The following is a 20476-nucleotide window of genomic DNA, read 5'->3' on the forward strand; positions in this document are numbered from 1 at the left end:
GCTTATTTACCAACTTTCATGGCAGGCCCAAAATCTTGTGATTTTGCAAGGATAAGCGCCATTTCGGGTGCGCCATGACAAATTCGGTCGCCGCGATAACGTTGGCCTGGTTCGCGGCAGCATTTCCGGAATCCATCGGTTGCAGCAGAAAACTACCGAAATTCCAGCTTTCCATCGAATCAGGTTCACTGCCCTTTTGTGGCCAGACAAGTTTCAATTCATCTCCCCGGCGCTGCACCACATCGGAACCGGCTTTGGGGCTGATGCAGACCCAGTCAATTCTGGGATGGGTGGCGATTGTGCCGTTGCTTTCAATTGCAACAGTAAACCCATGCGCGTGCAAGGCATCGACAAGGGCATCATCGACTTGCAACATCGGCTCCCCTCCGGTCAGCACAACGTAACGGTCCGACCGCCACTCGCCCCACAGTGATTCTACCTTCGCCGCCAGATCATCGGCGGAATATCGACCGCCATTTTCACCATCCATGCCGACGAAATCGGTGTCGCAGAACTGGCAAACCGCGCTGGCACGGTCTTCTTCGCGACCTGTCCACAAATTGCATCCGGTGAAGCGCAGGAACACCGCGCGGCGTCCCGCGTGAACGCCCTCACCCTGCAACGTCAGGAAAATCTCTTTGACCGCGTAGCTCATGCGTAAACGGTCGGATCGACCAGCCCTGCGTCGGCAAAACCCTTGGCACGCAGACGGCAGCTGTCGCACTGTCCGCATGCTTTGTTGTCAGGTGTCGGATCATAGCAGGACCAGCTCATCCCCGCATCCAGACCCAGCCGCGCCGCTTCGGTCGCGATGTCCGCCTTGCTCATATGCAGCAATGGCGTGTGAACGGTGAAATGGTCGCCTTCAACACCAGCCTTGGTCGCGAGATTTGCCATCGCCTCGAACGCGCGGATGAAGTCGGGGCGACAGTCGGGATAACCGGAATAATCCAGCGCATTCACGCCAATCCAAAGATCGCGGGCACCGCGCGCTTCGGCAAGTCCAAGGCATAGCGACAGAAAAATGGTGTTTCGCGCCGGGACATAGGTCACCGGTATCGCATTTTCTTCGACGCCATCCTTGGGTACATCAATATCAGCGGTAAGCGCAGAGCCGCCGAAGCGCGTAAGGTCCAGCGGCAGGATAATATGTTCGATAGCGCTTAAGTGGTTCGCAATCTTCGCGGCGGATTCAAGCTCGATGCGATGGCGTTGATTATAATCAATCGTCAGAGCAATCAGGTCATAGCCAGCTTCCTTTGCCTGCCCGGCAACGACCATGGAATCTAGGCCTCCGGACAGAAGGACGATGGCGGATTTGGCGTTTGCGGTCATGCTTTCCCATAGCCGTTCGTATCGAGCGAAGTCGAGACCCCGTATTAGCGCATGCCGTAACGGCCTCTCGACTGCGCTCGATAAGAACGGAACTAGGCAGAGAGAGGAAAATGGTGCACCCGGAGCGATTCGAACGCCCGGCCCTCAGATTCGTAGTCTGATGCTCTATCCAGCTGAGCTACGGGTGCACTGGAGCGCCGCTATTAGAAGGGGATTACAGCGGGCGCAACCCCTTTTCTAACCTTTTGCCAAGGCCGCCTGCGCCGCTGCCAATCGGGCGATGGGAACGCGATATGGCGAGGCAGATACATAATCGAGGCCGATGCTTTCGCAAAAGGCAATCGATGCGGGGTCACCGCCATGTTCGCCGCAGATGCCGAGTTTGATGTCGGGTCGTGTAGCACGGCCCTTGGTCGCCGCGATTTCGATCAGCTGGCCAACGCCTTCGATATCAAGACTGACGAACGGGTCGCGGGCGTAGATGCCCTTGTCGACATAATGCGTCAGGAAGCGCGCGGCGTCATCGCGCGATACGCCCAGCGTGGTTTGCGTGAGGTCGTTGGTGCCGAAACTAAAGAACGCGCCTACCTCGGCGATTTCGTCAGCCATCAAAGCGGCGCGGGGTAGTTCGATCATTGTTCCGACCAGATACTCGATACGCTTGCCCTGTTCGGTGAAGACAGCCTCAGCCGCCTTGTCGACGACGTCCTTCATCAGCTCCAGTTCGCGGCGGGTGCCGACCAGCGGAATCATGATTTCGGGCACAGGCGCTACCGCAAGGCTGCAAGCCGCCTCGAATATCGCACGCGCCTGCATTTCGTAGATTTCAGGATAAGTGACGCCCAAGCGGCAACCGCGATGGCCCAGCATCGGGTTGACTTCATGCAGTTCGGCGGCGCGTTGCTTCAGCACTTCGATACCGACACCGGCAGCCTCCGCAACATCGGCAAATTCCGATTCCTCGTGCGGCAGGAATTCATGCAGCGGCGGATCGAGCAGGCGGATCGTGACGGGTAATCCGGCCATCACTTCAAAGATTGCCGCAAAGTCCTTGCGCTGTTCGGGCAGCAATTTGTCGAGCGCGGCACGGCGGCCCTTTTCGTCATCGGCCAGAATCATCTGGCGCACTGCGGTAATGCGCGCAGCATCAAAGAACATATGCTCGGTGCGGCATAGGCCAATGCCTTCCGCGCCGAAATCACGCGCAGTCTGTGCATCTAACGGGGTTTCCGCATTGGCACGGACTTTCATCCGGCGGCCTGCGTCGGCCCACACCATGAGCGTGCCGAAATCGCCAACCAGTTCGGGCTGCAACGTGGGCACCGCCCCTGCCATCACTTCGCCACTGGTGCCGTCGATGGTGATGATATCGCCTTCGCCCAAATGCCGGCTGCCGATGCGTAAGGTCTTGGCCTTGGCATCGATGATGAGTGTGCCTGCGCCAGAAACGCAAGGACGCCCCATGCCGCGCGCGACGACCGCTGCGTGGCTGGTCATGCCGCCGCGTGCGGTCAGGATGCCCTTGGCCGCATGCATGCCGTGAATATCTTCAGGCGAGGTTTCGATGCGCACCAGAATGACTGCTTCGCCCATGGCGTCATGCTGTTCTGCCGTATCGGCATCGAACACGATCTTGCCCGACGCCGCACCAGGCGATGCTGGCAGGCCGGACGTCAGCACATCGCGGGTGGCATTGGGATCGAGCGTCGGGTGCAGCAGCTGGTCGAGCGCCATCGGGTCAACGCGAAGCACCGCTTCTTGCTTGGTAATCATTCCTGCCTCGGCCATATCGACCGCAATCTTCAGCGCAGCCTTTGCGGTGCGCTTGCCCGAACGGGTTTGCAGCATCCACAGCTTCTCGCGCTCCACCGTGAACTCGATGTCCTGCATGTCGCGATAATGGGTTTCGAGGATGTTGAAAACGTTTGCGAGTTCTCCGTAAACTTCGGGCATCGCTTCTTCCATCGACAGCGGCTTGGCCCCTGCCCGTTCGCGCGCGGTCTTGGTCAGATATTGTGGCGTCCGGATGCCGGCAACCACATCTTCGCCCTGCGCGTTGATCAGGAACTCGCCATAATAAGCGTTCTCGCCGGTTGCTGGGTCGCGGGTAAAAGCCACTCCGGTCGCCGACGTATCGCCCATATTGCCGAAGACCATTGCCTGCACATTGACGGCAGTGCCCCAATCGCCGGGGATATTGTTCAGTCGGCGATAAACCTTGGCCCGATCCGATTCCCATGAACCGAATACGGCACCGACCGCGCCCCATAACTGGTCATGCACATCCTGCGGGAATGGCTTGCCCCATTCGGCTTCCACCAGCCGTTTATATTCGGCAACCAAAGCCCTGAGATCGTCTGCGGATAGTTCGGTGTCGAGATAATAGCCCTGATCTTCTTTCGCGACTTCGAGGGCTTCCTCGAACGCGCCATGATCAAGTTCGAGCACGACATCGGCGTACATCTGGATGAACCGGCGATAGCTATCCCACGCAAATCGAGCGTCACCCGACGAGGCGGCAAGCCCTTCGACGGTGATGTCGTTCAGGCCGAGGTTGAGAACGGTGTCCATCATGCCCGGCATCGACACCCGCGCGCCTGATCGGACAGAGACCAGGAGCGGATTGGCTGGATCGCCAAAAACTTTGCCAGTCACCGCCTCGATATGCGCGATACCATTGGCGACTTCGGCACGGACGCTGTCGGGGAAGGTCTGGCCATTGACATAATAGGCCGTGCACATTTCGGTCGTGATCGTGAAACCCGGAGGGACAGGCAGGCCGATCGAGGCCATGCCGTCGAGGTTCGCGCCCTTGCCGCCGAGTAGATTCTTGTTGCCGCGAACAGTTTCATCACCATCCGAAACGCCACCACCGAAACGAAACACATATTGGGTCATGTCGCAGCCGCCCTCTTTTGTTGGCCAAATTACATGCGCGTCGTAGTGCAGTGCAGCACGTTAGAGTCAAGTGCAGAAGGTGGTTATTTCGGCTATTTGTTCGCAAAAAGCATGAAACGCGCCAGCGGACGTTTGAAAGAGACCAGATATACGACATGAGATATCACAAAAGCGATCGCGAGATTGGCCAATAATTCATGCAACTCTTCATAGACGTCTTCGGTTTCGCTTTCTCCTCCAGCCTCTTCCCGTTCTTCACTTTCGCCTGAAAATGTGAAGGAACTCAGCGATGTCGGCTGCAGCGCGCGGCCATTGTCCATCATCACACCGGTACCGGTTGCTCCGATGACGGTAATGGCGATGCCTGCCAGCAAAGTCCGGCTGATCGCGGGATGGGTCATGAACCCTTTCAGGCGCATGTCTTTGAACGAAGGGTAGAAACGCTCCAGTCCCAATTGCGGTGCGCCGCTCAAGGCCCAGATAAGACGAACGAGTATGAGCACTGCGACTCCATATCCAAGCCATGCGTGGATTAACCCCATTTCTGCCGAAAAATAGGAGGTAAGAACGAGGAGCGCGAGGAATGCATGAAAAATGCGGATGCGGTGCATGACGGACATGATGGGGGTTCCTTTGGAGACGTAACCCACCAAACGCGCATTCGGTTATAAGGACATTGATCGAGATCAATGCCGGCAAATAGTTAGGGGCGGGTTCAGCCTTCGATTTTGGAGAAATCGGCGACGCGGTGCACCGCATCCCTGAATCGCGCGAGTAGGCCAAGCCGGAAGGCACGAACGGCCGGATCGGGATCGTTGACCATCACGCCTTCGAAAAACGCATCGATTGGGGCACGCAAGCTGGCCAAAGCCGCCATGGCGCCTTCGAAATCCTCGGCATCGATGGCGGTGGCTGCTTTGAGCTCGGCGGTGTCGAGGGCGGCGAGGAGGGCAAGCTCCTCCCCGGCATGGGGAGGGGGACCGCCCGAAGGGTATTGGAGGGGGGCCTCAGCATCAGGTGACGTGGCAAGCGGAGAGCCCCCTCCGTCGGCTGCGCCGCCACCTCCCCGGTCCGGGGAGGATTGCTTCAAAATATTCGCCGCGCGTTTATAACCGGCCAAAAGGTTCACACCTTCGTCCGTCGCAACAAAAGCCTGCAAAGCCTTCACCCGCGCAAGCAGGCGGACAAGGTCATCCTCCCCACCAAGCGCAAACACCGCGTCGATCAGGTCATGCCGGACGCCAGCCTCGCGTTGTTGAACTTTGAGGCGGTCAGCGAAGAAGGTAAGAAGTTCCGGCGACACATTCTCATTTGGTAGTTCCACGCCGTGTTCCGCATAAATATCCCTCGCATTCGAGAAAATCTGGAGCAAAGGAACCCTGATTTGATGTTCAATAACAATACGCAACACACCGAGCGCCGCGCGCCGAAGTGCGAACGGATCCTTCGATCCAGTGGGCTTTTCATTGATTCCAAAGAAGCCGATCAGCGTGTCAATTTTTTCGGCTAGTGCCAAATAGACAGAGGTTGATTGTACTGGCACAACGTCGTTAGCTCCGAGCGGCTGATAATGCTGTTCTATGGCGACGGCCAGTTGTTTAGGAAGATTCTGCGCTTGAGCGATATATCTTCCCACCACTCCCTGCAGTTCAGGGAACTCACCAACAAGCGAAGTAACTAAATCTGCTTTGCTCAATTTGGCGGCATGACTCAACCTATCAGGGTCATTAGAGTAGCCATCTTCGTTGGCGAGCGGCGCGCGATCATATTCAATCGTTCCCGCCAATTCACCCATGCGAGCACACCGATCAAGCAGTGTGCCCAGTTTTTCATGGAAAACAATCTTCGAAAGTTTCTTAGCTTGATCGTCCAGCGCGACCTTCAGATCCTGTTCCCAAAAGAATTTCGCATCGGACAGGCGCGCCGCAAGCACCTTTTCGTTGCCCGCAACAATCGCCGCGCCGCCGTCATTCGCGACGATGTTCGCGGTGCAGACAAAAGCGTTGGCGAGCTTGCCATTTGCATCATGGCAGACGAAATATTTCTGGTTCACCCGCGCGGTAAGCTGGATGACTTCTTGCGGCACTTCCAGAAAGGACGGATCAAAACGCCCCAGCATCGGTACCGGCCATTCGGTCAGCCCGGCATTTTCGGTGACCAACCCTTCATCCTCGACCAGCGTCAGGCCCGCCGCCTCGGCCGCCGCCTTCGCACCATCGCGGATGATCGCGCAGCGTTCTGAGAAGTGGACGATCACATGGCACGCGCGCAGTTTCTCGATGTAATCACCGGCATTGCCGATAGTGATTGGGCCTTTGTGATGGAAACGGTGACCCATTGTTGCCGCGCCGCTTACGATACCGTCGATTTCACACGGTACTACCTCGTCGCCCAGCAAAGCGACGATGCCCTGCAAAGGTCGGACCCAGCGCAGGCTCTCGGTGCTTGCCGACGCGGCGCCCCAGCGCTGCGACTTCGGCCAAGGAAAAGCGCGAATGATCGCAGGGATGGCTTCGCCCAAAACATCAGCGGTTTTGCGTCCCGGCTTTTCAACCACCGCGAAATAAATGCCGTCGCGCTCGACCAGCTGATCCTGTGTCAGGCCAGTCTTGCGGAGGAAACCTTCCATCGCCTGCGGCGGCGCACCGACTTTGGGACCCTTTGTTTCTTCAGATACAGCTTCGGTCGCCAGCGGCAGACCCTTGGCAATCAGCGCGAGACGGCGCGGCGTAGCGAACGCCTCAACCGATTCCGCCTTCAGACCCGCCTTGGCCAGCGCATCGTTGAACAGCCGCGCCAGATCTTCCTTGGCCTTGACCTGCATCCGCGCCGGAATTTCTTCGGAGAGCAGTTCGAGCAGAAAGTCAGTCATACCAAATCCTCCCCGCTTGCGGGGAGGGGGACCGTGCTTGCACGGTGGAGGGGGCTCTCAGCCGCAGCGCGAATTGTCAGTATAACAGCTTCCATATTCTTCAGGACATCTGCAGCAGCGAACCGAAGAATTTCATATCCTGCAGTCCGCATGGCAGCATCTCGAGCAACGTCGCGTTCCGGACGATTGCCGCGGTCACGCGCCTCTCCATCAATCTCGATTACCAGCCTAGCTGCGCTACAGTAAAAATCAGCGATATAGGGACCAATAGGATGCTGCCTGCGGTATTTGATGCCCTGTTTGCCAGCACGCAATTGCTCCCAAAGCAAAACCTCAGGCAGGCTCATTTCACGACGAAGTTTACGGGCGCTGTACACGACAGGGCGTTTTAGAGACTGTGAGCCCCCTCCACCACGCTTCGCGAGTTTGCGTCGTTTTGCCCCCGGCAAAACGAAACTGTGCTGGGAGCACAGTTTTGCAAACTCCCCCTCCCCGTTCCGGGGAGGATTTAGTGAATCGGTCATCATGCCGCCCACCCGTTCTTTTCCATCCACGCCTGACAACTGCCTTTTGCAAGGTCGCGGACGCGGCCCATATAGGATGCGCGTTCCTGCACGGAAATCACGCCGCGCGCCTGCAGCAGGTTGAACAAATGGCTGGCCTCGATGGCCTGATCATATGCCGCGAGCGGGATATTCGCAGCGATGCAGCGCTGGCATTCCGCCTCGGCTTTGGCGAAGCCGTCGAACAGCGCCGCAGTGTCCGCCACTTCGAAATTATAGGTAGAAAACTCGACCTCGTTTTTATGGAAAACATCGCCGTAGGTTACGCCATGATTGTTGAACTTCAGGTCGTAGACACTGTCGACGCCCTGAATATACATGGCCAGCCGCTCCAGCCCATAGGTCAATTCGCCAGCGACCGGCTTGCAGTCGAAGCCGCCCATCTGCTGGAAATAAGTAAACTGCGTGACCTCCATGCCGTCGCACCAGACTTCCCAGCCAAGGCCCCATGCACCGAGCGTAGGGCTTTCCCAGTCATCTTCGACAAAGCGGATGTCATGCTTCAGCGGGTCAATACCAATCGCATCCAGCGAACCGAGATACAGGTCCTGCAGATTCGCCGGGCTTGGCTTCATGATCACCTGATACTGGTAATAATGCTGAAGCCTGTTCGGGTTTTCGCCATAGCGACCATCAGTCGGGCGCCGGCTGGGCTGGACATAAGCGGCGTTCCAGCTGTCGGGCCCGAGTGCGCGTAACGTCGTTGCGGGATGGAAAGTCCCGGCGCCGACGCGCATATCGTAAGGCTGCAATATAATGCAGCCCTGCTTCCCCCAATAATCATGGAGGGTGAGGATCAGGTCCTGAAAACTTAATGGCGTCGCGTCTGACATGGGCAGCCCATTGGCGGAGATAAGGCGCGAAATCAAGATTCTAGCCACAGCATCGATATTTTGTCAGCTCTACATCGCATAATGTAAGGTGTTATTGACATTGGTCGCGAATCGGTTTAGTAAGGTAAGCATGACAGAACGACAGCATCACCTGACATGAAGAATCAGCTTAAAGTCTTGCGGGCGATGCGCAACTGGAGCCAGGCCGAGCTGGGAGAACATCTGGATGTGTCGCGACAGGCAGTGAACGCAATCGAGACGGGGAAATATGACCCATCATTGCCGCTGGCTTTTAAAATAGCACGGCTGTTCGGTCAGCCGATTGAGGAGATTTTCGATGATGGATCTATCGGAGGCAAAAATGACGGACAGTGATGACATGGCCCAATCCAGCGGCCGGTCCCTGATGTGGATAGTCCTGTCCGCACTCGGTATCGTCATGACTGCAGGCGCGATTGCAGGGTATCTGGCTGAACATAGCGCCCAAGGCGGCGGACCTTTGGGTGTGTCCGGTGTAGTTGCATTAACCGTGTTCTGTGCGATGATCGCCGGCCTTGCTTATCTTGTCTGGATCAACGGCAAGAAGTTCAGGCAAAGCGGTGGCACGCTTACAAACCGGGAAAAGCTCAATCGAAACATCATGTTGGGCTGCGGCATTAGCGGTGGCGTCATCGGTATGTTTCTGGCGTTTTACGATGTCATGATCGTCGGTTCCGAACCTTCCGCGCTGGCGGTGTTATCGGACAGTCCGATTGCGCCTGCGATCGCGATCTTGCTGGCGTTCTTCTGGGCGGTCATCATTCCTATAGTCGCCTGGTTCTGGCACAAGCGGGTGATCGACGAACAGGAAGCCAGCGCTTATCGCGACGGCGGTTATTATTCCGCTTATGCCTACCTCATCGGGGCACCGACTTGGTGGATATTATGGCGTGGCGGCTTTGCGCCGGAACCTGATGGGCCGGTTATCTTCCTGCTGTTTGCCATGTTATGGTCAGCCATTTGGTTCTGGAAGAAATATCACTGACATTCCGAAAATTATTGTTCATTCCCACAAAGTACGTTTCAGAGGAGAAAGTCATGTCATCGATTATGAAAACCCTTTTAATATCCACGGCGATTTTGTTCGCTCCAGCAGCCATGGCGCAAGATGCACCAACCGAGGCACCAGCCGCCGTAGAGGCATTGGACCCCGTTAAAGCCGCACCACCGGCGTCAAAAGATGTCGACCCGGCATTGTGGGTCGTAAAAGACGAGGACACTACAATATATCTGTTTGGCACCGTTCACATTCTGAAACCGGGCCTCAACTGGTTTGACGAAGGGGTTAAGGCCGCGTTCGACAAGTCGGACAGGCTAGTGCTCGAAATGGTGGAGCCACCGGCGGCTGAAGCACAGGCGCTTTTTGGCAAGCTTGCCATCGACCAGAGCGGAAAGACGCTGCGGTCTAAAATGACCGAAACAGACCGCGCCATCTATGAAGCGGCTATCACAAAAATCGGCTTACCCGCCCAGGCACTCGACCCGCTCGATCCTTGGGCAGCTGCAGTGACAATGTCGGTCTTGGCAATCCAGAAACTTGGTTACGACGTGAATAGCGGCGTTGAAAAACAACTCACCGCCGCTGCGAATAACGCCAAAAAGCCCGTGGGCGGCGTTGAGACAATGGAGTTCCAGTTAGGTGTATTCGACAATATGCCCGAGGAAGAACAGATTCGCTTTCTGATTAACTCAGCCAAAACCATTGAAAATACCGACCAGATGATGGGCCGCATGATCGAACTATGGGGTGCACCGGACCCCGATGGCCTGGCGGTATTGATGAATGAAGGGCTCACCAGCCGCGTCATATATGACGCATTGTTGACCCGAAGAAACGCCAATTGGGCCAAATGGATCAAGGCCGAAATGGACAAGCCGGGCGTTACCTTCATGGCGGTGGGAACCGGGCATCTGGCCGGCCCGACCAGCGTTCAATCCCTGCTCCCCGCTTATGGATTGACCGCAGAAAGAGTGGCATATTAAACGCTGATCTGCCACGGGATAAAGGCTCGCTTGATGCGGGCCTTTATCTATTTTGGGGGAATGATGGAAGTTTCCGAACACAAATCGCACGACGACAAGCAGGATATTTCCGATCCTTCACTTGCCCAAAAGCCAAGCATTTTTCCCGGTATTTTGCCAACCATTGGCTGGATTATCCTGTATTTCGTTCTGCAACTCGTATGCACCACCGTCTTTATTGCCCTTGGCGCAGTCACTGAAGGAACACAGATCGCCGATTCAGGGGCGAACAGGGGTCTAGCGGTACTGTGGGGCATAGTTTCATCGGCAATCATACAGCTTTTGCTCATGTTCCTGTACCTTCGCAAAGACAGCCGCTTCAAAAAAATTGGCCTCGACACGTTTGGCACGATGCCGCTGGCACGGACGTTCGGCCTCGCGTTCTTTCTGGTTGTCGGCGCAATGCTGTTCAACTTTTTGTACGCCCATTATGTCATTCCCGGCATCGGTATGCAGGAAGAAATGGCCAAGATGTTGGCCAGCATTCCGCGCACGCCGGTCAACATCATTGCAGGATTTTTCGCCTTTGCCATTGCAGCGCCGTTGGTCGAAGAATTGCTGTTTCGGGGTTTTCTACAAAATGCGTTCGCCCGCTTTGTGCCGATCTGGGCGGCTATCCTGCTGTCTTCATTCGCTTTCGCGCTGGTGCATTTACAACCTTATGCCATCCCGGGCTTGATGTCGCTTAGCATAGCTTTTGGATATCTTTACCACCGCACAGGGTCGCTGCGTGCCAATATTCTTTTGCACATTCTCAATAACACAGCCGCGCTTCTTCTTACGCAGGCCGTAGTTTAAGAAACCGCAGGTTCCAGCATCCGCAAAGTCCCTGCATCGGCATCGATTTCGGTCATCACACCTTGCGCCAGCGTAAACTGGTCAGTGATATGACCGAACCATGCACCTGAATAGACCGGAACACCTAACCCGCCCAAATGCTGGCGCAGCACATCGTTCAAGGTAAATCCGCCATAGACCCCGCTGCTGCTGCCGGTGCAACTGGTGCATTGTCCAAACACCACACCCGCGAGATTTTTCAAGACACCCGCGAGTCCAAGCTGTGTCAGCATCCGGTCGATACGATATTCGGCCTCGTCTACATCTTCGAGGAACAGGATCGCGCCGTTGAAATCCGGCAAATAGCTGCTGCCAGCAAGCGCGGACAGAACTGTCAGATTCCCGCCAAGCAACTTCCCTTTTGCCTTACCAGGCATGATGGTCTGCGTCCGCCAGCGCCGTTGCGCCAGCCGGTCCTCCCCGCCTTCGGGATTGACCATAGTCGGCGTCGCGCCTTCAAAGGCAATGGGATAGAAAGCCTCCCACGATGACTTGCCCCAGGCGCTACCGGCGTTAGGACCGTGCAAGGTCGTAAAGCCGGCCTTTGCTGCAATCGCCATGTGCAAGGCGGTGATGTCGCTAAATCCGGTTAGCAGTTTGGGATTGGCACGGATTACTTCCCAGTCGAGAAAGGGCAGAAGACGGGCGCTGCCCCATCCGCCACGGACCGCGAAGATCGCCTTTACTTCCTTGTCGGCAAACATCGCATTGATGTCCGCCGCACGATCCTTGTCCCGACCGGCCAGATAACCGTACCTGTCAAGGATATGCGGTGCGCGTTTTGGCTTGAGCCCCATCGCGACAATTGCCTCTTCGACCAACTGTATCTGAAAAGGCTCATCGCTGGCCGAAGCAGGTTCGATAAGCCCTACGGTATCCCCTGCCTTCAGCCGTGCCGGTTTCCTGTGAGGCTGTGGCGAACGCGATCCTGCCTGTGTTGCCAGAACCGGAGGAGCCGACAGCATCGCTGCCAGCCCCGCCATAATCTGTCGCCGTGATGCTTTCATCTTATTCTCCGGCGGCGTTCGGTTCAGAACTTGGTTTCAACAGCCAGTGTGTACGAACGTCCACGTGGATCTGCGACCCGCGGTTCCCAGCTACTCCCAGCGCCTGTATTACTATCATAGGTGATCGCAAAGGGTGGATCCTTGTCGAACACATTCTTGATGCCGAAGGTCAGTCGGAACTGCTCCTGAATATCAAGGCTTATCGCGGTGTTATAGGTAATGTACGGCTTCACGCGCGGGTTGAAATCGGGGCGTGTTACCGTCCCGTTCGCAATACCGGGCAAAGCCTGATTTTTATAGCCGTCACGATAAATCTGCGAGAAGCTGAATGTGAGATCATCCTTTGTGTAGGTGATGAACGCATTATGCTTCCATTTCAGGCCAAGGTCGCCTGCGAATGTGAATACGCCAAGTAGGCTAGGCCCAAATGGTGCGGATGGCAGGAACTTCTCTCTCTTTTTCAGCAGATAGGTTCCGTCCATCCCGGCGGTGATTATCCCGCCCGCCAGATCCGCACCGCCACGCAAGGACACTTCAAGTCCTTCAGTACGGCGTGATCCGATATTGTCTGCGCGCAAGTCGATCAGGGTAATGATCCCGTTGGTGCGCTGAACCCGGTCAGGGAAGAACGCGATGTTATCGAGCAGCTGGCGCAACGTCAGCGCTCCGATTGTATCATCGACGGCAATTGACCAAAAATCGACCGACGCACTGAAACGGCTGGACGGCTGCAGAACCAGACCGACGCTATACTGCTCCGACGTTTCCGGTCCGAGATTCAGATTTCCTCCGGAAAGCGTGTCAGGCGTGATTGCCGTACATCCCGGCAAAAGGCTGACTGTTCCAGTTGCGCAAGTTGTCGGGTCAACCAGAGTATTCCCTGGGTTTGGCGACTGCGTCACGCCGTTGAAAATCTGGTTGAACGCAGGAACGCGGAAACCCGTGTTATATGATCCCCGGAACATCATCCAGTCGAAGGGACGGAATTTTGCCGAAACCTTCGGGTTAATGGTGGATCCAAACCCGGTATAATCGTCGAGACGAACGGCACCCGTGACTTCCAGCATGTCAAAAATCGGGATCAGGACTTCGGCATACGCCGCTTTCACATCGCGATTTTTCGGCGTCAGCGCGTTGATGTTATCGAATGCAACGTTGAAGATATCAGGTGTCCCGGTAACCGCAGCAGGCGAGCCATTGAAGCTGTAGGTTTCCCGTCGATAATCGACGCCCAGCGCAACCTGGACCGCGCCACCCGGAAGATCGAAAAGGGAACCGGAGATGGAGCCGTCCAACTGCTTCACCTCATATTTGCCTCCGTAAAGCGTCACACCTTTTGCTGAGATCGCGTTGAGACCTGCAAGCGCAGCAGCGGATTGGGTGACGGAAAACGGATTGAGAATGCCGCTGTTCAATAACCCGACAATGCCAGGGCGTGTCGCACCTGGAGCTGTGGGTGCGCGGGGGTCGATGGCACCAGACACCGCACCTGGTACGCCCGATGCGGTTGCTGCGGCCGCAGATGAGAATGTTCCGCGATAATGATAGCCGTCACCCAGAACCGATGAAGATTCACTGCGGGCGTAGGATGCGCCAGCGCGATAGTCCCATCCTTCGAACAATGGACCTTCGGCACCGAGCGCGGCACGCAGTGTTTTGGTGTTGGTTTCATATTCGCGCGTTCCGCACGCAATGCAGCGCCAGCGATAGGAGATGGGTTTGCCGTAATTGACCGCTATCTGCGGAAATACGGCGACAAGGCGGTTGTAGACATCATTATAGGTAGTAGCCGTTGTTGGATTCAGAGGATAATAAAGCGGTAATGTCGTGGCGTTCCCCGAATACTGATTGTTCGAAAACCGCTTTGCGGAGTCGGCGTCCGAGCCGGTAACTTCGGCAAAGAACTGGTGGTCGCCCGCTTTTACTGTCGCACGGCCATAATAAGTTAGCGTATTCAAAGGCTGCTGGATCACCGCTGCACGGCCCGTATCCCAGGCACAGGCGAAGCGTGCCGAAGCAATGGCCCACAACTGTTCGTCATACGCCAGCCCGCCATCGACAGAAGAACAGCCAGCGCCACCGGGCAGGTCAAGAATGTTGATACCACCTGTCGCAGGCACCGTTGCTCCCGTTTCCAGCAGGGTGACCCCACTCAATAACGAACCCGTCGGCGCGAACAGGGCATTCGCACCTGTTGGAAAAGCCGTCGCAATCGGCGTCCCGCGCGTATCGATCGAAAGGCCGCGATTAGGCTGGTTGCCATTTACGAAAGACCGGTCCGATCCGTTGAGCACATTGTTCACGCTACGGCTGATCGCACCCATGATGTTGAAACCCTGCTCGTCAAGGTCACCATAGCCACCTGTTGCCGACAGACGGTAAATGTTCCCCCCTCCCGCTTCGGTCACATCGGTGAAGGCATTGAGCGTAAGGCCCTGGAAGTTTGTCTTGGTGATGAAGTTGATAACACCACCGATGGCGTCGGTACCATATATAGCCGAGGCACCATCCTTCAAAACTTCGACACGCTCAAGCGCAGCGATGGGTATCTGGTTCACGTCAACGGCTGAACCTGTCAAGCCGTGGGCAGCGACACGCCGTCCGTTAAGAAGCACGAGCGTAGAAGCAGACCCCTGCCCGCGCAGATTTGCGGCGGACAGGCCATTGGTACCGCGCTGTGCGCCACTGGTGACGTCAGCGTTGGAAGCAAGATTGTCGGCACCATTCCCGTTTGAAGACAAATAGGAAATGAGCTGCTCTGGGCTGTTTATGCCTTCACGCGATAACTCTTCGGTACTGATGACCTGCAGCGGCAACGCGCTGTCGTTCGGATCACGCTTGATGCGCGAACCGGTTACAATAATCGCCGTACCTTCATCGACTGTCGTTTCCGCGGCTGCAGGTGCCGGTGTTTCTTGCGCGATTGCAGGTACTGTCAGACAGGTCGCAACCAATAGCGTAGCTGTTTTCGTGAACTTCATGATTTCCCCCTTTTAGAAAGCAACCCAGACTTATGCCCCTGAGTCTTGTTCTCGAACAGGCTATTCCGGCAAACTTCGCATTGCAACTATGTTACGATTAAATGATTCAATTATATGCGGTCGTTACCAGACTTTGCCATTTGTCTACTTGCGGGGTTGAAAAATGGATGAAGTGCGGGCAAAGGTACAACATGCTGTCGCAAAAAACACGTTATGCCATACGCGCCATGCAACACCTTGCCGATCATTACGGCAAAGGACCCGTCCAGTTGGCCGATATTGCCGAAGCGCAAAAGATACCTCCCAAATTTCTGACGGTCATTTTATCCGAATTGGCCCGATCAGGTCTGGTGGCTTCCCAGCGTGGCAAAGACGGCGGTTACTGGTTGGGTGTGCCGCCGATTGATATCAGCTATGGCGATTTGATACGGATCATGCGTGGTTCGCTCGCGCTTGTGCCTTGCGCCAGCCGCTATGCCCACGAAAGATGCCAGAACTGCGTTGAAGAAGAAAATTGCAGAACGCGGGCGTTAATGCTGCAAGTGCGTGACAAGACCGCCAATCTTCTCGATTCAATTAACCTTTCGGACAATGTTGAGGCGGACGCTTATTTGCAGGCGGCTGAATAACAACCACTGTCCCAATAACGCACAGACAGAACCGTTCGCCGCTAAAAGCGAAATCTTTTACCGAATCATATTGTCAATCAATTTAGTTGAGATTAAAGGCGCACTCAGGATACGGGCAAAGCAACCGCCCATCCTGCAAGGGGTGCTTATGACAGATGATGTTAACAATCGGTCGGGAGAGTCGAATAGCTCGGCATTTTCCGAACCCGTTCGCGCTGTGCTCGATGCACTCGCAAAGCTGCGCTTCGGCGCAATCCAGTTGACCGTGCATGAAGGTAAGCTTGTGCAGGTTGATGTGACGGAGCGCACGCGCTTCGGCAATTAAACCATTCCTCCTCCCAAATTTTAGAGGCAGACCGGCCCACCGGATGCATCTGTTTTTTCGAAAGTGAAACATATGCAATTTCGACCTGCTGGCCCATCATTGGCCCTCATAACAATTTTATCGCTCACAAGTCCCGCATTCGCCGACACGACTGTCGATACGGTGAATGCCGCTCTGGAGCAGGAAACACGGTCATCGGCTGGAACCGGTGACACTGATGCGCCCGAAGAAATCATTGTGAGCGCTCGTCGCCGCAATGAAACCGCGCAGGACATTCCCATTGCCGTATCGGTCGTCGGCGGTGACCAGATCGACAATACGGGGAGCTTTAACGTGGGGCGTTTGCAGCAACTTACTCCAACGCTGCAATTCTACTCCTCCAACCCGCGCAACACATCCGTCAACATCCGGGGAATAGGGGTTCCATTCGGATTAACAAATGACGGCATCGAGCAAGGCGTCGGCATCTATGTCGATGACGTCTATTATTCACGCGTCGCTTCCGCCACGTTCGACTTCCTCGATGTTGCCCAGATTGAAGTATTGCGCGGCCCGCAAGGGACTTTGTACGGCAAGAACACGACGGCAGGCGCAATCAACATTTCCACTCGCCAGCCAACATTCGAGCTCGAAGGCAGGGCCGAAGTCAGCATCGGCAGCCTCAATTTCAAGCAGGCCAAGGCCGCAATTTCCGGTCCATTGTCTGACACAATTGCCGCACGCTTGGCGGTATCGGGAACCGGACGTCGTGGCACTATATTCAATGTCGCAACTGGCAACTGGATCAACGAACAGGATAATATCGGCATCCGCGGACAGCTATTATGGCGGCCCAATGACAACATCGACGTAACGTTTTCCGGCGATTTCAGTGTCCAGAACCCCGAATGCTGCGCCCAGATTTATGTTGGAACAGGCACAACCCAGCGTGCACTTTCGCGTCAATATGTTGCTTTGGCTGCAGCGCAAAATTATCAGGTCGTTAGCACAAACCCCTTTGACAGGGTGACTGATGTTGATGCTGATTTGAATGCGCGCAACGAAATTGGCGGCGCAGCGCTCAAGATCAAATGGGATACCGGCCCCGGAACGCTGACTTCAATTACCGCATGGCGTTATTGGGATTGGGTTCCTGCAAATGATCGTGACTTCACCGGCCTTCCCATCACGACGAAGTCTAATAATCCTTCTCAGCAGGAGCAATACACCCAAGAGATACGCTATGCCCAGACAGGCGACCGTTTTGACTTTCTGATCGGTGCATTTGCCTACCATCAGAAAGTACGCACGCAAGGGATACAGGAGCAGGGACCGGCGGCGAGCCGTTGGTTGCTTACCGGGACCCTTGCTAACGATCCAACTGTTTTGAACGGACTAACGGCACGAAATGACATTCGGCTCTACAATACCAGCGCAGCTCTGTTCGGGCAGTTTAGCTGGAAACCACTCGACGGGCTGACAGTGCAACCGGGCTTTCGTATCAACTATGACAAGAAAGAAGGCTTGTACGATTCTATTGTAACCAACGGCGCAGGACAGCTCGTGACCTTCGCCAGCACCGATCCAAGGATCGCGGCCCAGCGTGGCGTTCTTGCTCCTCAGCGGTTTGAACCGAAGTTCAGCGACTGGAACTTTAGCTATGACCTGACACTAAGTTACGAAGTCACCGCCGACATTCTCGCTTTCGCGACCTATTCAAAGACTTTCAAGTCTGGTGGCGTTAATCTGAACGGAGTGCCAAATGACGCTGCCGGAAATCCGATTTTGGCCGCTGGAACGGTAAAGCCTGAGTCCGTCAATCATATCGAAGCGGGCATCAAAGCGCAGTTTTTTAATCGAACCGCGACGTTGAACCTTTCAGCGTTCCGAACCGATATTTCCAATTATCAGGCACTGGTAACCAACGGGCAGCTCGGTGTCCTGCGCGGGTACCTTGCAAATGCCGATAAGGTTCGCACCCAAGGTCTCGAAGCTGATTTTTCGCTTCGTCCCAGCGATCGTTTCAATGTTTATCTAAATGGCACTTATGTAGACGCAAAATATCGCAGCTTTACAGATGCCCCCTGCCCACCCGAATTGTCGGGTGGAGGTTCTGGTACCCCCATTTCAGCACCTGGCGTTCCCGGAAACAGCCCGGCAAATTGTGATATTTCGGGCAAACGGTTGCCAGGGGTTTCAAAATGGGCGCTCTCTTTCGGAGGAGAGGTCAATACCCAAACGTCGATTTTTGGACGCGAGGGTCAGCTCTATGTCGGCATTGATGGCAACTATCGTACCGGCTTTTCGTCTAACCCAAGCCCGTCAATTTACACGAATATCGACGGCTATGCGTTGACCAACTACCGTGTCGGCTTTCGCACCGAAGGTGGAATTAATCTCTTTGGCTATGTCCGAAATGTCTTTGATGTCGACTATTTCGAGCAACTCGCAATTCCATCTGGTAATACAGGTTTGATAGTGGGACAGCCCGGCGATCCCCGCACTTATGGAATTACTTTTGCAATAACCTTCTGATAATCGCACAAAACCGAGCGAAAGGACGCCTAAATGTTAGAATTTCTCGCCAACGTCGACTGGTCGGCTGTGACGCCTTATATTGCCATCGGCTTTGCAGCACAGTTGGTCGATGGTGCTTTAGGCATGGCTTTCGGCGTGATCTGTAGCACTCTTCTGGTCAGTGTTATGGGCGTTCCTCCGGCGCGCGCGTCGGCCGGCGTGCACCTTGTGGAGGTGTTCACGACGGGCGCCTCCGGAATTAGCCACGTTCTTCACAAGAACGTCGACTGGTCGCTCTTTGCACGGCTTGCAATTCCCGGCGTGATAGGTGGATGTGCCGGTGCCTACCTTCTTTCCAATATTGACGCGTCGGTAACGCGGCCGATTGTTATGCTTTACCTTACATGTATCGGCTTTTACCTGCTCTATAAGGCGCTGACTTATCCGACGGCACCAAAGCCAAAGGAAGCCAAGGTTGCAACGCCTTTAGGCTTGATTGGCGGTTTCCTCGACGCTTCAGGCGGCGGTGGATGGGGACCGGTCGTCACCTCGAACCTTCTGATACAGGGAACGGATCCACGCAAAACCGTTGGTACTGTCAACACGGCCGAGTTTTTCCTGACCACCAGTATCTCGATTACATTCATCCTGACAATCGGCCTTGAGGCATTCACGCTCGTAACAGGCGGCCTGCTGATCGGCGGCCTTATCGCTGCGCCATTTGGCGCCGTGATCGCCAAGCGCATCCAGCCGAAAACGCTTATGCTCATGGTAGGGACGGTGTTAACCGCAACCAGCCTGTTCAGCCTTTATAAGGCCCTGACCTGAACCGAGGACAAAGCTTGCATTTGGCGTAAAGCCGGCATATAGGCGCGCGCTTGCCGTTCGTGGTCATCCCTGGAGGCGTGACGGTAAGTGTAACTTTATTGGAGAATTAACATGAGCGATCAGCTGACACTGTCGGCCGAGACGCGCGAACGGGCTGGCAAGGGAGCCTCCCGCGATTTGCGTCGTCAAAACCGGATACCCGCCGTTATATACGGCAACAAACAAGAACCCGAACTCATTCACGTCGAGGAAAAGGCGCTCGTCAAACTGTTGATGACCGGTCACTTTTCGAACAGCGTTGTCGAGATCGAACTTGGCGGTAAGAAGCAGATTACCATCCCTAAGGATGTTGCTTTTCACCCGGTTTCAGATCGCCCTACCCATGTCGATTTCCTGCGCATCGTAAAGGGTGCCAAGGTCGACGTCGAAGTTCCTGTGATTTTCGTGAACGAAGATGCTTCGCCCGGTCTGAAGCGTGGCGGCGTTCTGAACGTTGTTCGTCACGAACTCGAACTGATTTGCGACAACGACAAGATTCCCGACGACATCCAGATCGATGTCACCGGATTCGACGTTGGCGATTCTATTCACATCAGCAACGTAAAATTGCCCGCCGGTTCGGAAAGCAAGATTACGGACCGCGATTTCACCATCGCGACGATCGTTGCACCATCGGCGCTCAAGTCGACCGAAGGTGACACCACTGTCGAAGGCGAAGCGGAAGCTTAAATATAGCCCCTCTCTTTTATAAGAGAGAGGATCAAGGAGAGGGGGAGCGGAGTGAGTTTTAGGACTCCCCGCTCCCTGACCT

18 protein-coding genes and 1 tRNA gene are annotated in these 20476 nt (G+C 55.4%); 9 read left to right on the forward strand and 10 right to left on the reverse strand.

Features of this window, described 5'->3' with window-relative positions; genetic code table 11:
* Nucleotides 1-16: 16 nt before the first annotated feature.
* From queE to ACEW72_RS07230, 8 genes are all read right to left on the reverse strand, one after another.
* Nucleotides 17-655 carry a 7-carboxy-7-deazaguanine synthase gene (gene queE, locus ACEW72_RS07195; protein WP_373475702.1) on the reverse strand — a complete coding sequence of 213 codons (639 nt, stop codon included), beginning with the start codon at nt 653-655 and terminating at the stop codon, nt 17-19.
* Complete coding sequence (gene queC / locus ACEW72_RS07200; RefSeq protein ID WP_373475703.1) at nt 652-1335, reverse strand: 7-cyano-7-deazaguanine synthase QueC; 684 nt, start codon at nt 1333-1335, stop codon at nt 652-654. Before queC ends, queE begins: the two co-directional genes overlap by 4 nt.
* A gap of 111 nt (nt 1336-1446) precedes the next feature.
* Nucleotides 1447-1523 (reverse strand) — tRNA-Arg (locus ACEW72_RS07205).
* A 49-nt stretch (nt 1524-1572) separates the two neighbouring features.
* Complete coding sequence (ppdK, locus tag ACEW72_RS07210) at nt 1573-4233, reverse strand: pyruvate, phosphate dikinase (RefSeq protein ID WP_373475704.1); 2661 nt, start codon at nt 4231-4233, stop codon at nt 1573-1575.
* Nucleotides 4234-4325: 92 nt separating this feature from the next.
* On the reverse strand, nt 4326-4853 hold the full coding sequence (locus tag ACEW72_RS07215; protein WP_373475705.1) for a cytochrome b/b6 domain-containing protein: 528 nt from the start codon (nt 4851-4853) through the stop codon (nt 4326-4328).
* Between the two features lie 95 nt (nt 4854-4948).
* On the reverse strand, nt 4949-7105 hold the full coding sequence (glyS, locus tag ACEW72_RS07220; protein WP_373475706.1) for a glycine--tRNA ligase subunit beta: 2157 nt from the start codon (nt 7103-7105) through the stop codon (nt 4949-4951).
* On the reverse strand, nt 7102-7482 hold the full coding sequence (locus ACEW72_RS07225) for an endonuclease domain-containing protein (protein WP_373475707.1): 381 nt from the start codon (nt 7480-7482) through the stop codon (nt 7102-7104). Before ACEW72_RS07225 ends, glyS begins: the two co-directional genes overlap by 4 nt.
* A 146-nt stretch (nt 7483-7628) precedes the next feature.
* Nucleotides 7629-8501 (reverse strand): glycine--tRNA ligase subunit alpha, encoded by an 873-nt coding sequence (locus ACEW72_RS07230; protein ID WP_373475708.1) that lies wholly within the window; start codon nt 8499-8501, stop codon nt 7629-7631.
* A gap of 156 nt (nt 8502-8657) precedes the next feature.
* Here ACEW72_RS07230 and ACEW72_RS07235 point away from each other — a divergent pair, with 156 nt between their 5' ends.
* From ACEW72_RS07235 to ACEW72_RS07250, 4 genes are read left to right on the forward strand one after another with little or no spacing between them, the layout of a single operon-like run.
* Nucleotides 8658-8876, forward strand: coding sequence for a helix-turn-helix transcriptional regulator (locus ACEW72_RS07235; protein ID WP_373475709.1), 219 nt, complete (start codon nt 8658-8660; stop codon nt 8874-8876).
* On the forward strand, nt 8839-9525 hold the full coding sequence (locus ACEW72_RS07240) for a hypothetical protein (RefSeq protein WP_373475710.1): 687 nt from the start codon (nt 8839-8841) through the stop codon (nt 9523-9525). Before ACEW72_RS07235 ends, ACEW72_RS07240 begins: the two co-directional genes overlap by 38 nt.
* A 53-nt stretch (nt 9526-9578) precedes the next feature.
* Nucleotides 9579-10523, forward strand: coding sequence for a TraB/GumN family protein (locus tag ACEW72_RS07245; protein ID WP_373475711.1), 945 nt, complete (start codon nt 9579-9581; stop codon nt 10521-10523).
* Between the two features lie 33 nt (nt 10524-10556).
* Nucleotides 10557-11360: a lysostaphin resistance A-like protein gene (locus tag ACEW72_RS07250; RefSeq protein WP_373475712.1), complete on the forward strand. Its 804-nt coding sequence runs from the start codon at nt 10557-10559 to the stop codon at nt 11358-11360.
* Here ACEW72_RS07250 and ACEW72_RS07255 read toward each other — a convergent pair.
* Together ACEW72_RS07255 and ACEW72_RS07260 are read right to left on the reverse strand one after the other, a co-directional pair.
* Nucleotides 11357-12406, reverse strand: a complete 1050-nt coding sequence (locus ACEW72_RS07255) for an LD-carboxypeptidase (protein WP_373475713.1) — start codon at nt 12404-12406, stop codon at nt 11357-11359. The genes ACEW72_RS07250 and ACEW72_RS07255 overlap by 4 nt on opposite strands.
* Nucleotides 12407-12429: 23 nt before the next feature.
* On the reverse strand, nt 12430-15387 hold the full coding sequence (locus tag ACEW72_RS07260; RefSeq protein WP_373475714.1) for a TonB-dependent receptor domain-containing protein: 2958 nt from the start codon (nt 15385-15387) through the stop codon (nt 12430-12432).
* Between the two features lie 191 nt (nt 15388-15578).
* Here ACEW72_RS07260 and ACEW72_RS07265 point away from each other — a divergent pair, with 191 nt between their 5' ends.
* The 5 genes from ACEW72_RS07265 (at nt 15579) to ACEW72_RS07285 (ending at nt 20394) form a co-directional block, all read left to right on the forward strand.
* Nucleotides 15579-16016, forward strand: a complete 438-nt coding sequence (locus tag ACEW72_RS07265; RefSeq protein WP_373475715.1) for an Rrf2 family transcriptional regulator — start codon at nt 15579-15581, stop codon at nt 16014-16016.
* A gap of 148 nt (nt 16017-16164) precedes the next feature.
* On the forward strand, nt 16165-16341 hold the full coding sequence (locus ACEW72_RS07270) for a YezD family protein (protein WP_373475716.1): 177 nt from the start codon (nt 16165-16167) through the stop codon (nt 16339-16341).
* 72 nt (nt 16342-16413) lie between these two features.
* Nucleotides 16414-18855: a TonB-dependent receptor gene (locus ACEW72_RS07275; protein ID WP_373475717.1), complete on the forward strand. Its 2442-nt coding sequence runs from the start codon at nt 16414-16416 to the stop codon at nt 18853-18855.
* 33 nt (nt 18856-18888) lie between these two features.
* Nucleotides 18889-19665 (forward strand): sulfite exporter TauE/SafE family protein, encoded by a 777-nt coding sequence (locus ACEW72_RS07280; RefSeq protein ID WP_373475718.1) that lies wholly within the window; start codon nt 18889-18891, stop codon nt 19663-19665.
* A gap of 111 nt (nt 19666-19776) precedes the next feature.
* Nucleotides 19777-20394 (forward strand): 50S ribosomal protein L25/general stress protein Ctc, encoded by a 618-nt coding sequence (locus ACEW72_RS07285; RefSeq protein WP_373475719.1) that lies wholly within the window; start codon nt 19777-19779, stop codon nt 20392-20394.
* The last annotated feature ends 82 nt before the right edge of the window (nt 20395-20476 follow it).

This window comes from Sphingorhabdus sp. (genome assembly GCF_041737645.1).
Taxonomy (GTDB): domain Bacteria; phylum Pseudomonadota; class Alphaproteobacteria; order Sphingomonadales; family Sphingomonadaceae; genus Sphingorhabdus_B.